General features: G+C 61.7%; 14 protein-coding genes. 11 read left to right on the forward strand and 3 right to left on the reverse strand.

Annotation, left to right across the window (positions count from 1 at the left end):
* Positions 1–46 precede the first annotated feature (46 nt).
* Genes FJ490_RS16105 through FJ490_RS16115 form a run of 3 tightly spaced genes read right to left on the reverse strand, consistent with a single transcriptional unit; the run spans position 47 to position 1,696 of the window.
* Complete coding sequence (locus FJ490_RS16105) at positions 47–1,042, reverse strand: YihY/virulence factor BrkB family protein (RefSeq protein WP_140559923.1); 996 nt, start codon at positions 1,040–1,042, stop codon at positions 47–49.
* 12 nt (positions 1,043–1,054) lie between these two features.
* The gene (locus FJ490_RS16110; protein WP_140559924.1) at positions 1,055–1,342 is read right to left on the reverse strand and encodes a hypothetical protein; all 288 of its coding nucleotides are present in this window, start codon (positions 1,340–1,342) and stop codon (positions 1,055–1,057) included.
* A gap of 48 nt (positions 1,343–1,390) precedes the next feature.
* The gene (locus FJ490_RS16115; protein ID WP_140500644.1) at positions 1,391–1,696 is read right to left on the reverse strand and encodes a preprotein translocase subunit YajC; all 306 of its coding nucleotides are present in this window, start codon (positions 1,694–1,696) and stop codon (positions 1,391–1,393) included.
* Positions 1,697–2,175: 479 nt separating this feature from the next.
* Between FJ490_RS16115 and cyoA the strand changes: the two genes are divergently transcribed.
* The 11 genes from cyoA to FJ490_RS16170 all read left to right on the forward strand — a co-directional run bounded on the left by cyoA (position 2,176) and on the right by FJ490_RS16170 (position 14,315).
* Positions 2,176–3,237 (forward strand): ubiquinol oxidase subunit II, encoded by a 1,062-nt coding sequence (cyoA, locus tag FJ490_RS16120; RefSeq protein WP_140559964.1) that lies wholly within the window; start codon positions 2,176–2,178, stop codon positions 3,235–3,237.
* Between the two features lie 2 nt (positions 3,238–3,239).
* Entirely contained in the window at positions 3,240–5,243 is a 2,004-nt protein-coding gene (gene cyoB, locus FJ490_RS16125; protein WP_181165253.1) for a cytochrome o ubiquinol oxidase subunit I, read from the forward strand.
* Positions 5,240–5,914, forward strand: coding sequence for a cytochrome o ubiquinol oxidase subunit III (gene cyoC, locus FJ490_RS16130; RefSeq protein ID WP_140500647.1), 675 nt, complete (start codon positions 5,240–5,242; stop codon positions 5,912–5,914). The genes cyoB and cyoC overlap by 4 nt, the downstream gene beginning before the upstream one ends.
* The gene (gene cyoD / locus FJ490_RS16135) at positions 5,911–6,321 is read left to right on the forward strand and encodes a cytochrome o ubiquinol oxidase subunit IV (RefSeq protein ID WP_140558713.1); all 411 of its coding nucleotides are present in this window, start codon (positions 5,911–5,913) and stop codon (positions 6,319–6,321) included. The genes cyoC and cyoD overlap by 4 nt, the downstream gene beginning before the upstream one ends.
* Before the next feature lie 429 nt (positions 6,322–6,750).
* Entirely contained in the window at positions 6,751–7,473 is a 723-nt protein-coding gene (locus FJ490_RS16140; RefSeq protein ID WP_246672643.1) for a heme-binding protein, read from the forward strand.
* 122 nt (positions 7,474–7,595) lie between these two features.
* Positions 7,596–9,356, forward strand: a complete 1,761-nt coding sequence (locus tag FJ490_RS16145; protein WP_348640081.1) for a methanol/ethanol family PQQ-dependent dehydrogenase — start codon at positions 7,596–7,598, stop codon at positions 9,354–9,356.
* On the forward strand, positions 9,337–10,206 hold the full coding sequence (locus tag FJ490_RS16150) for a substrate-binding domain-containing protein (protein WP_140728357.1): 870 nt from the start codon (positions 9,337–9,339) through the stop codon (positions 10,204–10,206). The genes FJ490_RS16145 and FJ490_RS16150 overlap by 20 nt, the downstream gene beginning before the upstream one ends.
* Positions 10,203–10,736, forward strand: a complete 534-nt coding sequence (locus FJ490_RS16155; protein WP_140500652.1) for a c-type cytochrome — start codon at positions 10,203–10,205, stop codon at positions 10,734–10,736. Before FJ490_RS16150 ends, FJ490_RS16155 begins: the two co-directional genes overlap by 4 nt.
* Positions 10,733–11,746 (forward strand): cytochrome c oxidase subunit II, encoded by a 1,014-nt coding sequence (gene coxB / locus FJ490_RS16160; protein ID WP_140728356.1) that lies wholly within the window; start codon positions 10,733–10,735, stop codon positions 11,744–11,746. The genes FJ490_RS16155 and coxB overlap by 4 nt, the downstream gene beginning before the upstream one ends.
* Positions 11,743–13,713: a cytochrome c oxidase subunit I gene (ctaD, locus tag FJ490_RS16165; protein WP_140728355.1), complete on the forward strand. Its 1,971-nt coding sequence runs from the start codon at positions 11,743–11,745 to the stop codon at positions 13,711–13,713. Before coxB ends, ctaD begins: the two co-directional genes overlap by 4 nt.
* On the forward strand, positions 13,710–14,315 hold the full coding sequence (locus tag FJ490_RS16170; protein WP_140728354.1) for a cytochrome c oxidase subunit 3: 606 nt from the start codon (positions 13,710–13,712) through the stop codon (positions 14,313–14,315). The genes ctaD and FJ490_RS16170 overlap by 4 nt, the downstream gene beginning before the upstream one ends.
* The last annotated feature ends 1 nt before the right edge of the window (position 14,316 follow it).

Here is a 14,316-nt window from a genome sequence, read left to right on the forward strand (position 1 = left end):
TCACGGATGGTGCGGCTTTCCATGCCAACGGTGCCCCCGCGCGGCGTCAATCCTGCTTTCGCCGCGACAAATGCGAGAGCAGCGCGGTGATCAGGCTGCTTACCACAATCCATGCGGCGATCTCGCCGTCATGCACCTCAGGCCGGCGCGGCGTGTCTATCTTGTCGCCGCTCAACGCCACTACCGGCGCAAGGTCTGGCCGGCTTCCGCGCCTGACCGAGTAAGCGCGCGTAATTTCTGCACCGAACAGGAATATCTGCGCTGAATAATAGACCCAAAGCAGCACCACCATAAGCGCGCCTGCCGCTCCGTAGGAAGTCGCTATCGCGCTGGTGCCGATATACCAGCCGATCAGCGACTTGCCGATGGTGAACAGCAACGCAGTAACCACCGAACCGACGGCAACATCGCGCCATTTGAGCGTGCGATCCGGCAGGACCTTGTAGATCGCTGCGAAGAGCAGCCCAATTAGCAAGAAAGAGACAACCGTGTTGACCGTGCTGAGCACCAGTTCGCCGAACGGCAGGTGGTGATTGATGACATCGCTCAGCGCGGTGATCGCTGCGCTTGCCGCCAGCGATACCAGCAGCATGAAGCCCAACGCGGCAACCAGGCCGAGGCTTGCCGCGCGCGCCCGCACCAGGCGCGAAAGCGACAGGCCGTCGGCTTTTACCTTCCAGATCTCGTTCAACGACTGTTGCATCTCACCGAAAACACCGGAGGCAGTGAAGAAAAGCGTCACCAATCCGATGAGCGTGGCAAGCGTCCCGGACCATCGGTGCGAAGCCGTCTCGATCGTCGCCTTGAGCAGATCGGCACTCTGCGCGCCCATCGCGCCGGATATCTCCGCTGACAGGGCGAGCTGGGCCGCATCCTTGCCCACCGCCAGACCAGCGACCGCCACGACGATCAGAAGGATCGGCGCCAGCGATGTCGTGGCGTAGAAAGCCACCGCTGCCCCGTGGCTCAACGCATTGTCGTTGATGAAGCCGGTGACGGCATCCTTCAAAAGAATCCAGGCACCGCGAACCCAGTGTGGCATCTCCCTCATCCGTCACGCCATATCGGACGCGGAGCGTCGTGGCCTGTCCCGATTGATGTCACGATCGGTGGAAACTGCCCTGCACGCCGTTTTTTGGCCGCTTCCGCCAGTGCCAACACCGCGTTGCGGACCCCCGGTCTGGATTGCACGGTTGGCGTCAAGCCCTTCATGGCTCGTCGCATAGGGCTTCCAGTAGCCGATATAACGCGCGAGTTCGGCCACCTCGCCGATGAGGTCAAGCTTCATCGAGCGCAGCCCGTCGGTAAGGCTGGCGCGGTGAGATGGCGTGGATAATCCCATCCCGCGAGCTCGGCCTCGTTGGCGAGCCTTACGTCGCAGGGTGATGCGTCAGCCATTTCGGGCCGCGCAATTTTTCTTGAGCCTTATGATTGCCGATTTGTGGACGGTAACCACCCCGCCACAGTCAATTCGTACGCTCAGCTTGTTGGTTTCAGGATCGACCCGAGTGACGTCCCCAACAAGAACGACTTTGTCTCCGACGTGAGTTCTGGGGGGCGCATCGATCGCATAAGGACGATCATAGGAGGGGATGCTCACCCTGGCGCGCCCACTGGGAAGCATGTCCATGACCGTACTCGTCAGGGCAACTTCATCACCGATTGCAACTTCTCGAGGCAGGTTGAATTGCAGCATGGCATTTCTCCCGAGACTATCCCAAATCAATGCTGGCAGCTCGAGTTGGTTGCCTGAAATCGCACCTACATAGCAGGCAATCGGAGACGTGCCGACGCGGATCGCGAGCCGCGGGCTCAACAGCTCGCCGGGGAGGAGCACACGGGGGCGGAACCTTTAAGAGCCAAGCCAACCGATATTGCGTGATCGCGAAACGTCCCAGCGCGCAACGGCGTCTCGCCCGAGGTTGGGTTGCATCTTGTAGGGCTCGCGTTCGCCGTAGCACCGGCGGTACCCCCGAGTTGGACATTTGCTGTCCGTTCCCGCAGGAGAAGCATCCAGCCTGCAGCACGTTAGGCGCAGTCTCTTTTCGCGAAATGTTGAGGCGAATTGCGTGGCCGACAAGGCAGGCCGACCACACGGGCGCCAGCTTGCCGTAACGCTGACGTAGAACAAGTTGAGATCGGAGCATGGGGCGCGCGAGACGCTCCGTCATCTCGATGCAGCGCCCTTCGCCGTTGGAGACAAAAGCGCATCTTTGCGGAACAAGCAGCCCGCGCCTCAGTTATGCAGGTACTCATCCCCGGGACGGCGGCTGGCTAAGATGTTTTCCAGTGTTACACCGTTGTAGTCGAGGCCTATCGCTTCTCTGGATTTTCGCGGCGGTAACCCTGTCGGGTTGCGCGGGAGGCGTGCTCGACCCGCAGGGACCGGTCGGCGCGGGGAACCGCACGATCCTCCTGAACTCACTGGCCGTCATGCTGGTCATCGTCATTCCGACGCTGGTCGCGCTGCTTGCCTTCGCCTGGATATTCCGTGCCTCGAACCGCAGGGCTCGGTATGATCCAGAGTTCACCTATTCCGGCCGGATCGAGCTCATCGTCTGGTCGATTCCGACGCTGACCATCCTCTTCCTCGGTGGCTTGATCTATTATGGATCGTACCATCTCGATCCTCGCAAGCCGATCGACTCCAGCCGGCCGCCACTCGAAATCCAAGTCGTGGCGCTCGACTGGAAGTGGCTGTTCCTCTATCCCGATCAAGGTGTCGGAACGGTCAACCAGCTGATTATTCCAACCGGCATGCCGGTGCGTTTCAGATTGACCTCGGCCAGCGTCATGAACACCTTCTTTGTGCCCCAGCTCGGCAGCATGGTCTATGCCATGAACGGCATGCAGACCGAGGTCAACCTGCAGGCTGATCGCGAGGGCGAGTACTTCGGCCTGTCGGCGCATTTCAGTGGCGATGGCTTTTCGGACATGAATTTCCGTGTCAGGGCAATCTCGGCTGACGCCTTCGCCAGTTGGGCCTCCTCCTTGCATGGCGGAGGCGGCGTGCTCAACGCCAGCGCCTATCGCCAGCTTGCCAGGCAAAGCATCAACGCGCCGGCATCCTCGTTCGGCCATGTGCAGCCGGGCTTGTTCGATGCGGTCGTGCACCAGACGCTACCTCCGGGGCCGGGACCTGCTGGAACCGCCGCCGGAGAGCCGCAGGTGAGCCCGAAAGCTGAGCCCAAGGCGGGAGCGCCGCCCATGGCTCACCAGCACGATGAAGGAGGATGACGATGCTCGGCAAGCTCGACTGGTCGGCCGTTCCCTTTGACCAGCCTATTCCGCTCGGCGCGGCCCTGATCGTCTTCCTGGCCGCCGCCGCCGTTCTGATCTGGGTAACGATCAAAGGCTACTGGCCCTACCTTTGGCATGAGTGGATAACCTCCGTCGACCACAAGCGGATCGGCGTCATGTATATCGTGCTGGCGGCGCTGATGCTTCTGCGCGGCTTCGTTGACGCCGTCATGATGCGCACCCAGCAGGTGCTCGCCATCCACGGGCCGGGATACCTGCCGCCGGAGCACTACGACCAGGTCTTTTCGGCCCACGGCACGATCATGATCTTCTTCGCCGCGATGCCCTTTGTCATTGGGCTGATGAATTTCGTCATCCCGCTGCAGCTCGGCATCCGCGACGTCGCCTTCCCGACGCTGAACTCAGTGAGCTTCTGGCTGACCGCGACCGGCGCGCTGCTCGTCAACATTTCGCTCGTCGTCGGCGAGTTCGCGCGCACCGGGTGGCTACCTTATGCACCGCTGTCGGAGACGACCTACTCGCCAGGCGTCGGCGTCGATTATTATTTGTGGTCGATCCAGATCTCCGGCGTCGGCACCCTGCTCACGGGCGTCAACCTGGCGACCACCATCCTCAAGATGCGCGCGCCAGGCATGGGCTATCTGCGCATGCCGATGTTCTGCTGGACCTCGCTTGCCTCCAACATGCTCATCGTCGCCGCATTCCCTATCCTTACCGCAACCCTCGCCATGCTAACCCTCGACCGTTATCTCGGCTTCCATTTTTTCACCAACGAAGCCGGCGGTAACCAGATGATGTTCGTCAATCTCATCTGGGCCTGGGGTCACCCCGAGGTCTACATCCTCGTGCTTCCCGCCTTCGGGATCTATTCGGAGATCTTCTCGACCTTCTCGTCGAAACCGCTGTTCGGCTATCGTTCGATGGTTGCGGCGACGATGTTCATCTGCATCGTCTCCTTCATGGTCTGGCTGCACCACTTCTTCACCATGGGCGCCGGCGCTGATGTCAATGCGGCTTTCGGCATCGCCACCTCGGTTATCGCCGTCGGCACCGGGGTCAAGATCTACAACTGGCTCTTCACCATGTATGGCGGGCGCGTGCGCTTCGAAACACCAATGCTGTGGGCGCTAGGCTTTGTCACCACTTTCATCATCGGCGGCATGACCGGCGTGCTGCTCGCCGTTCCGCCGGCCGATTTCATGCTGCACAATTCGCTCTTTCTCGTGGCGCATTTTCACAACGTCATCATCTCGGGCGTGCTGTTCGCGGCCTTTGCCGGCTTCACCTACTGGTTCCCGAAAGCCTTCGGGTTCCGGCTGCATGAAGGTTGGGGCAAGGCGGCGTTCTGGGTCACGCTTGCCGGCTACATTCTGGTGTTCGTGCCACTCTATATCGTCGGCCTTCTCGGCATGACCCGCCGCCTTCAGCATATCGACATGGATATGTGGGCGCCGTGGCTTGTCGTGGCGGCCTTCGGAATCGTGGTGATGATCGTCGGCGCCGCATGCCAGGTCACGCAGCTTGTCGTCTCGATCAGGCATCGCGACGAGTTGCGCGACGAGACCGGCGACCCTTGGGACGGGCGCTCGCTGGAATGGTCGACATCCTCGCCGCCGCCCGTCTTCAACTACGCGCGGCTGCCGCATGTCGAAAACGAGGAGCCCTACTGGACCATCAAGCAAAGGGCAATGGACGAGCAGAGTCAGGAGACCGAAGAGGACTACGAGGCGATCGAGATGCCGCGTAATAGCCCCACAGGCTTCGTCACCGCCTTCTTCAGCACTCTGATTGGCTTCGCGCTCATCTGGCACATCTGGTGGTTGGCGATTGTCGGCTTCATCGGGGCCTATGCCACCTTCGTTGTATTCGCCTGGCGCGAGCATGGCGATTACGAGATCCCTGCCGACGAGGTCGGCCGCATCGATCTTGACCGCAAGGCAGCCCAGCGTGCCTGGATGCGTAGACGCGAGCGTGTGGCATGAGCGACATCCCCGCCGGCACCGCAACGCGCGATCCCTACCGGCTGGGCCGCACCGCAGGGCATGGCCATCACGTGTTCTCGGCGACCGGCCACGGCGAGGGAGGCCCGGCCTCGAAGTTCGTCACGGTTGCCTACGGCTTTTGGATCTTCCTGTTGTCGGACATCATAATGTTCTCGGCTTTCTTCGCCGCGTATGCCGTCCTGTCCAATTCGGCGGCGGGCGGGCCAACAGGCAAGGAGCTGTTTGAGTTGACGCGCGTCGCGGCACAGACGGCGCTGCTGCTCACCTCGAGCTTCACCGGCGGCCTTGCGATGCTCGCGACCCACCGCCGGTCAATGGCCGCCACCCAGTTCTGGTTGCTGGTGACCGGCCTGCTTGGTGCAGCCTTCCTGTTCCTGGAGGTGCAGGAATTCGCGGCCATGGTGAATGAGCAGGCGGGCCCATCACGCAGCGCCTTCCTGTCCGCGTTCTTCGCCCTTGTGGGCTGCCACGGAACCCATGTTGGACTTGGCCTGCTTTGGCTCGGCACCATGATGGCGCAGCTCTGGATAAAAGGCTTTCGTCCCGACATATTGCGCCGGCTTCACTGCTTCAGCCTGTTCTGGCACGCGCTGGACATTATCTGGATCGCCATCTTCACCCTGGTCTATCTGCTGGGAGCGTCATCATGAGCGAAATGGACAGCCGGCACGAGGACATGCTTGACCGCCGCGATTCCGCACCAGGCGAAGAACGCAGCGAGGAACACGAGGTGGCGGGAGGCCTTTCCGGCTATCTGCTGGGCTTTGGCCTGGCAATCCTGTTGTCAGTGGCGTCCTTCATTGCGGCACAAACCGATCTAATTTACCAGCCGGCCGTGATCTCGGCCCTGACGGTGCTTGCCATCGCACAAATGGGCGTCCATCTCGTCTTTTTCCTGCACCTGACGACAGGACCTGACAACACCAACAACGTGCTCGCGCTCGCTTTCGGTGTGCTGATCGTGACCTTGGTCGTTTTGGGCTCGGTGTGGATCATGAACCATCTCAGCCAGAACATGGGAGCGATGGATGCGCATCAGGCTCACATGATGCCATAACGCTGTTCCAGGTCTGTGGCCTGGGCGCAAAACCGCCTGTCCATCGGTTCGGTTACCTTGCGCATAGCGTCCGCACTTTCAGGCGTCGAAAATCCATAGGTGCGAAGAGCCGTGAGGAACTAGTCGAGCTGTTTGGCCCGGCAATGTCTATATCGGCCCGCTCACGGTCGGCAGCAGAGTGAACTGCTGCCCATGGTCGCAACGTCTGTGCCTTCCATCATAATTTCAGGAACTAGGAACATAGGGGCCTCGTCCGAGTTCCATTGAAAGCGTGGGAACATAGCTCAGTTTGCCAAGGGATCTGGCGAGGATTCCTTGCTCTGTGAGCGCTCCCACTTTCCACATTGTGTTCAACGAATGCTCCGGATCATGGGTCGCCCACAGCTTTCCTCCCTGGCTTTCAGCCTCCTGGTACTCGTTAATTGTGCATTGCTGCAAAGCAGGGCCTGGGCACAGCTACCCTGCCCCGCCGACCACGCCAAGCTCCTGGCTGCCCTCAAGGCAAACGTCAAAGCAAGCGGAGGCCCCGCCAATGGCGGCTTCGAGACCAATGAATGGGCGGCGATCGTTACGCGTGACGGGACAGTTTGCGCCGTTGCTTTCAGCGGCCCCACCAGCTATGCGCAGTGGCCCGGCAGCCGGCTGATCGCAGCCGAAAAGGCCAGCACGGCCAACGGGCTCAGCGTTGCCCAGATGGCTCTCTCGACGGCGAATCTATATGCTTCTGTTCAGCCGGGTGGCCCCTTGTTCGGCTTGCAGCTTACCAATCCTCTCAACCAGGCAGCCGCTTATGCCGGCGACAGCAAGACCTTTGGGAGTGCGAGCGATCCGCTGATTGGCAAGCCGATCGGCGGCGTCGTGGCATTTGGCGGCGGCCTTGCTCTCTACGACGGCAAAACGATTGTCGGCGGGCTTGGCATCAGCGGCGACTCCTCCTGCGCCGATCACAATGTCGCTTGGCGCCTGCGTGCGGCCCTGGGCCTGGACAAGGTTCCGGCGGGCGTCAACCCCAACGCCAAGGACGCCATCGTCTACGATCTCGATCCTGGCGGAAAGAGCGCCTCCGGCTGGGGTCATCCGTTGTGCGCGGGAACCGAGGCGGACGTCGCGGCCGAACTCGGCGCCGGAGTGGGAGGTTCGATCCGCAAATGAGGGGATCTCTGAAAGTGGCGGGGAAATACGCATCTGCGACACCAGACGGCCGAGGAGCGGAAAGGGGCCGCGGTTTCGACTTTAGGCCGTTGAAGTGGCTGGTGCTGGCCGCAGGCTGCTCATTGCTGAACGCCGCGGCCGCGCAGTCCGCGGTGACACCTGCCATCACACCGCCCGCCGCGGCCGCGCCACCTGATGACGGCCAATGGACAATGCCGGCTAAGAATTATGCCTCGACGCGCTACAGCGAACTGGCGGACATTAACGAGGACAATGTCAAGAACCTTCAAGTTGCCTTCACTTTTTCGACCGGAGTGAACAAGGGTCAGGAAGCGGCGCCACTCGTCGTCGGCAACACGATGTATATCGTGACACCTTTTCCAAACATCGTCTACGCGCTCGATCTTTCCAAACCGGGCGCGCCGATGAAATGGAAGTACGAGCCAAATCCTGAGCCTGCCGCGCAGGGCGTTGCCTGCTGCGACGTGGTCAACCGCGGTGCGGTCTTCGCCGACGGGCGCCTCTTCTTCAACACGCTGGATGGTCACACGATCGCGCTGGATGCCGCCACTGGCCAACCGGTCTGGAACGCGCATGTCGGCAACATCAATATCGGCGAGACCATAACCATGGCGCCGCTTGTGGTGAAGGGCAAAGTGCTGGTCGGCAATTCCGGCGGCGAGATGGGTGTGCGCGGCTGGGTCAAGGCGCTGGACGCGGGCGACGGACATGTCGTCTGGACGGCTTACGGCACCGGACCGGACAAGGACGTGCTGATCGGGCCGGATTTCAAGCCGCATTACGACATGGACAGGGGCAAGGACCTTGGCGTGACCACATGGCCGCCGGAAGCCTGGAAGATCGGCGGCGGCAACATGTGGGGCTGGATCTCTTACGATCCGGACCTCAACTTGATCTATCACGGGACCGGCAATCCAGGGCCGTGGAATCCGGACCTTCGGCCCGGCGACAACAAATGGACCTCCGGGATTTTCGCGCGCGATCCCGATACCGGAGCCGCGAAATGGTTCTACCAATGGAGCCCGCACGACCTGCACGACTACGACGGCATCAACGAGCAGATCCTGCTCGATATGAATTGGCAGGGTAAGCCGCGCAAAGTGCTCGTCCGCCCGGAGCGCAACGGCTATCTCTACATTCTGGATCGGACCACCGGGGAAGTCCTGTCAGCGACACCCTATGGGGTCGTCAATTCCAGCAAGGGCGTCGATCTGAAAACCGGGCGCCTGATCGAAAACCCGGACAAGAAAACCGGCACCGGCAGGGTGATCCGGGATATCTGCCCGACAGCATCCGGGCTCAAGGATTGGCAGCCATCTGCGTTCTCGCCGAAGACAGGACTGCTCTACATCCCACACAACAATCTGTGCATGGACGAAGAAGGCCTCGAGGTGAACTACATCGCCGGCACCCCCTATGTCGGCATGAATGTGCGCATGATCCCGGGCCCGGGTGGCAACCGCGGTGCCTTCACCGCCTGGGACATCGCGGCCGCAAAGCCAGCTTGGAACCTTAAAGAGAATTTTCCGGTGTGGAGTGGCGCGGTCGCCACCGCCGGCAACGTCGTGTTCTACGGCACAATGGAGGGCTGGTTCAAAGCTGTGAGCGCAAGGACAGGGGAATTGCTTTGGCAGTTCAAGACCTCGTCCGGGATCATCGGCCAGCCGGTCACCTATCGCGGCCCCGACGGGCACCAATACGTCGCGATCCTGTCGGGCGTCGGCGGTTGGGCCGGCGCGATCGTATCGGGCGACCTCGACCCGCGCGACGCTACCGCCGCGCTCGGCTTCGTCAATGCGATGAAAGACCTGAAGAACGCGACCACGGCGGGAGGCACGCTCTATGTGTTCCGGCTCCCCTGATGCTTTCGAGTTGAAGGCAGTTCGAAGACGCGAGGCGAACGGGCGTCTTGTGGTCGCGGTGGTAGCGTTTGCCTCGCTGCTCTTCGCGGTTGCCGCCGACGCACGTGAACTCAAGGTATGTGCCGACCCTAACAACATGCCGTTTTCCAACGCCGCTGGACAGGGCTTCGAAAACAAGATTGCCCAGATCATCGCCAAAGAGCTGGATGCAAGACTTTCCTATACCTGGTGGGCCCAACGCCGCGGTTTCGTTCGCAACACGCTCAAGGCAGGCCTGTGCGATCTCATACCTGGCACTCCCGCCAATCTCGAAATTCTCCGCGCCACCGCTCCCTATTACCGCTCGACCTATGTCTTCGTGACGCGGCGGGACAGTCCCGAGATCACGTCTTTCAACGATCCACGCCTGCGCACTCTGCGCATCGGCGTGCAGCTCATCGGCGATGACGGGGCCAACTCCCCACCGGCCCAGGCACTCGGCCGCCGCGGCATTGTCGGTCATCTCGTCGGCTATCCAGTCTATGGCGACTATTCGGCTCCCAACCCGCCCGCGCGCATTGTCGAGGCGGTGGCCAGCGGCGAGATCGATGTTGCCGTCGTCTGGGGCCCGCTCGCCGGTTATTTCGCCGCCAAGCAGAAGACACCGCTGCGCATCACGCCCGTGACACCTCGAATCGACGGGCCTCAATTGCCAATGGTCTACGACATCTCCATGGGCGTCCGACGCGGGGACGACGCGCTGCGCGACGAAGTGGATGCAGCCCTTGCCAAGCACAAGGCTGAGATCGACGCGACCCTGGCCCGATACGGTGTGCCGCGCCTTGATACCGGCGGGAGCGCGGACCGATGAGGCGGAACCTCACCGTGCTCTTGTCGGCGATGCTGGCCCTTGCCGCTTGCCAGCGGGAAGAGCGCGACACACGTCCGCAATCGGCCCTTGGGTCCGGCCAACAGCCAACGCCGGTGACTGCGCTGGAGCCAGGCGGCCAAAGGCCGCTCCCGAGCGACAACAAGGCTGCCAGCTTCGAGGCCAACGCCTTTCATCTCAGCGAGGGCAAGCGCCTGTTCAGCTGGTTCAATTGCTCGGGGTGCCATGCCAATGGCGGCGGCGGCATGGGACCGGCGCTGATGGATGAGAAGTGGGTTTACGGCAGCTCGATCGAGAGTATCCACGCAACGATCCGGGACGGGCGGCCTAACGGCATGCCTAGCTTCCGAAACAAGATACCCGATGATCAGATTTGGGAGCTTGCAGCCTTCGTACGTTCGCTGAGCGGCAACGCCCCCTCCTCCGCCGCACCGCAGCGTAACGACGACATGATGGTCCATCCGTCGGAAAATCGCCTCCCCGATGCCGCGACGCTGGGGAAATCGCCGTGAAACGATTTTTTCCCAAAGCGAGTTGCGCAGCCGCTCTCCTGGCGCTTTCAGGTTGCAGCGGCTGGCAGTCCGCTCTCGATCCGAAAGGCCCGGCCGCGGGCGAGCTCGCCTGGTTGATCTGGTTTTTCACTGCCCTGTGCGCGGCCGTGTGGATGCTGGTGATGGTCGTGCTGGTCGCCACCCTGTTCCAGCGAGTTCGAACAGGAAAAGATCCGCTCGTGCTCGACCTCGCTTCCGAACATCGCAAAATGCGCGTGGTCTTGACCGCGGTTGGGGTGACTGCGGCGATCCTAATTGGGCTGACCCTGCTGAGCTTCTTCGCCAACCGGACCCTTGCCGGGATCGGATCGGACGAGGCGCTGACGGTCCGCGTGACCGGCCACCAATGGTGGTGGGAAGTGCGCTACGAGAATGCTCAGCCAAGCCGCATCCTGACGACGGCGAACGAGATCCATATTCCGGCCGGCGAGCCGGTTCGGCTTCTTTTGAGTTCAACAGACGTAATCCACTCCTTCTGGGTGCCGAGCCTTGCCGGCAAGCTCGACCTCATCCCCGGACATATGAATGTGCTGGACATCAGGGCTGACAAGCCAGGCGTCTATCGTGGTCAATGTGCTGAGTTCTGCGGCGCGCAGCACGCCAACATGGGCACCTTCATCATTGCCGAGCCGCGGCCGCAGTTCGATGCCTGGCTGGACGACCAGTTGCGGCCTGCCGCCGCTCCGACCAATGCCGAAGCCAAGGCCGGCGCGGATCTTTTCCTCCAGCGGCCCTGCGTGATGTGCCACAGGATCGGCGGCACACCCGCAGGCGGCACGGTAGCGCCCGATCTTACCCATATAGCCAGCCGGCAAACTCTCGCAGCCGGAACGCTGACGATGAGCCGCGGCAATCTCGCCGCTTGGATCACCGACCCGCAAGGCATCAAGCCCGGCTCCCACATGCCTGTAACGGCTCTCAATGGCGACGAGCTCAATGCCATCATTGCCTACCTCGAGGGGCTGAAATGACCAGCGCCGACCTGACGAGCGGACGTGACCTGCGGGCGGAGGCGCAAGCAAAGGGAGATCTCGCTCCCGAGCATGACGGACCGCGCGATACCGGCATGGAGCAAGCCGATCTCCAGCGGTGGCTGGAGCGCACCTGGCGTACGCCCCCGGGCATCATCGGCGCGCTGTCGAGCGTCGACCACAAGGTGATCGCCAGGCGCTATCTGATCACTGCCTTTGTCTTTCTGTGTCTGGGCGGGCTCAACGCAGTGGCTATGCGTGTTCAGCTCTCGGGACCACAGCGTGGGCTGATCGGGCCGGACCTCTACAACCAGCTGTTTACCATGCACGGCGTCACGATGATGTTCCTGTTCGCGGTACCGATCGTGCAGGCGACCGGCATTTATCTCGTGCCGCTGATGGTCGGCACCCGCAACATTGCGTTTCCGCGGCTGAATGCGTTCAGTTACTGGGTCTATGTTTCGGGCGGCCTGTTCGCCTGGGTGTCTTTCGCTCTCAACATGGCGCCGGACGTCGGCTGGTTCGCCTATGTGCCGCTGTCCGGTCCCGAATTCGCCCCTGGCAAGCGCGCCGACGTCTGGGCGCAGATGATTACCTATACCGAGGTGTCTTCACTGGCTGTGGCAGTGGCGACGATCGTCACGATCTTGAAGCAGCGTGCTCCCGGCATGTCGCTGGACAAGATCCCGCTATACGTCTGGGCGATGCTGGTCACCTCCTTTGTCGTCGTCTTCGCAATGCCGGCGGTGATGATCACCTCGACATTCCTGATCCTCGACAGGCTGGTCGGCACACACATCTTCAACCCGGCCGAAGGCGGTGATGCCTTGCTGTTCCAGCATCTGTTCTGGTTCTTCGGTCACCCCGAGGTCTACATCATCTTCCTGCCGGCGACCGGCATGGTCTCCTCGATCATCCCGGCTTTCGCCCGCCGACCGGTGTTCGGCCATCTCGGCATGGTTCTGTCGTTGATCGCGGTCGGCTTCCTGTCCTTTGGCCTGTGGGTCCACCATATGTTCGCGACAGGCCTGCCCAAGCTCGGCGCCAGCTTCTTCACCGCTTCCAGCATGATGATCGCTATTCCCAACGGCGTACAGATCTTCTGCTGGCTGGCAACGATGTGGGACGGCAGACCGGTGATCCGCACGCCAATGTTGTTCGTGTTCGGCTTCTTCTTCATCTTCGTCATCGGCGGTCTCACCGGCGTCATGCTGGCCTCCGTGCCGCTGGATCTGCAGGTGCACGACACCTACTTCGTCGTCGCGCATTTCCACTATGTGCTGATCGGCGGATCGGTATTCCCGCTGCTGGGTGCGGCCTATTTCTGGTTTCCTAAAATCACCGGCCGAATGATGAGCGAGCGCCTGGGCCGCTTGCATTTCTGGCTGGCCTTCATTGGCTTCAACGCCGCCTTTTTCCCGATGCACATCGTGGGGCTGTGGGGCATGCCGCGACGGGTCTACACCTATCCGGCCGAGCTTGGCTGGGGGAACATCAACCTGTTCATAACAGCAGGCGCGGTGGTCTTCTTCCTGAGTTTCGTCCTGTTCACCTTCAATCTTGTGCATGGCGCGTTGAAAGGCGCAGCGGCAGGCAACAATCCCTGGGAGGCCGGCACCCTGGAATGGGCAACGCCCTCGCCGCCGCCGAGCTATAATTTCGCGCGCATTCCGGTCGTCACCAACGCGGAGCCACTCTGGGCCGAGCGCGACGCTCTTCCCGTAGCGACCGGGCTTCGCGTCGACGCGCGCGAGCTGCTGGTCTCGACAGTCGCTGAAGCCCATCCCGACATTCGCGAGAAATCGGCGACACCGTCGATCTGGCCGCTCTTTGCAGCGTTCGCCGTAGGCGGCACGTTTCTCTATTCGATCTTCACCCCCTGGGCCATCGTGTGGGGCGCCCTGCCAATCGCCGTCACCTTGATCGGCTGGTTCTGGCCAAAAGGTGATCCGGAGGACGAGGAATGAACGAGCGTCCCGTCACAGATGTTTCCGGTCTCCCCACCTTTGGGTATGGTCCGCGCAGCCCGACCTGGTGGGGCACGCTCGCTTTCATGGCTCTGGAGGGCACCGGCTTTGCGCTCGCCGCAGCCGCCTATCTCTACTTGGCGGTCTCTTGGCCTGAATGGCCGTTGAGTGCACCGCAGCCGAACCATTGGCCAGGAACGATCGTCACGCTGCTGCTGATCGCCAGCCTGGTGCCGAACCACATCCTCGATCGCTATGCCAAGCAATGCGCCATCGTGCCGGTGCGGATCGGACTGGTTGTCATGTCGCTGCTCGGCCTCGCCCCGCTCCTTGTGCGCTGGTTCGAGTTTCCGGCCTTGAACGTTTACTGGGATACGAACGCCTACGGCTCGATGCTTTGGGTGCTGCTCGGGCTCCACACCACGCATCTGATAACAGATGTCGGCGATACGATCGTGCTGACGGTGCTGATGTTCACGCGCCATGGCTATAGCGGGCGACGCTTCGGCGACGTCGGCGACAATGTTTTCTATTGGGATTTCGTGGTCGCAACCTGGCTTCCGATCTATCTGCTGATCTACTGGGTACCGAGGCTCGGCTGAC

The organism is Mesorhizobium sp. B2-5-11 (assembly GCF_006440835.1).
GTDB lineage: Bacteria > Pseudomonadota > Alphaproteobacteria > Rhizobiales > Rhizobiaceae > Mesorhizobium.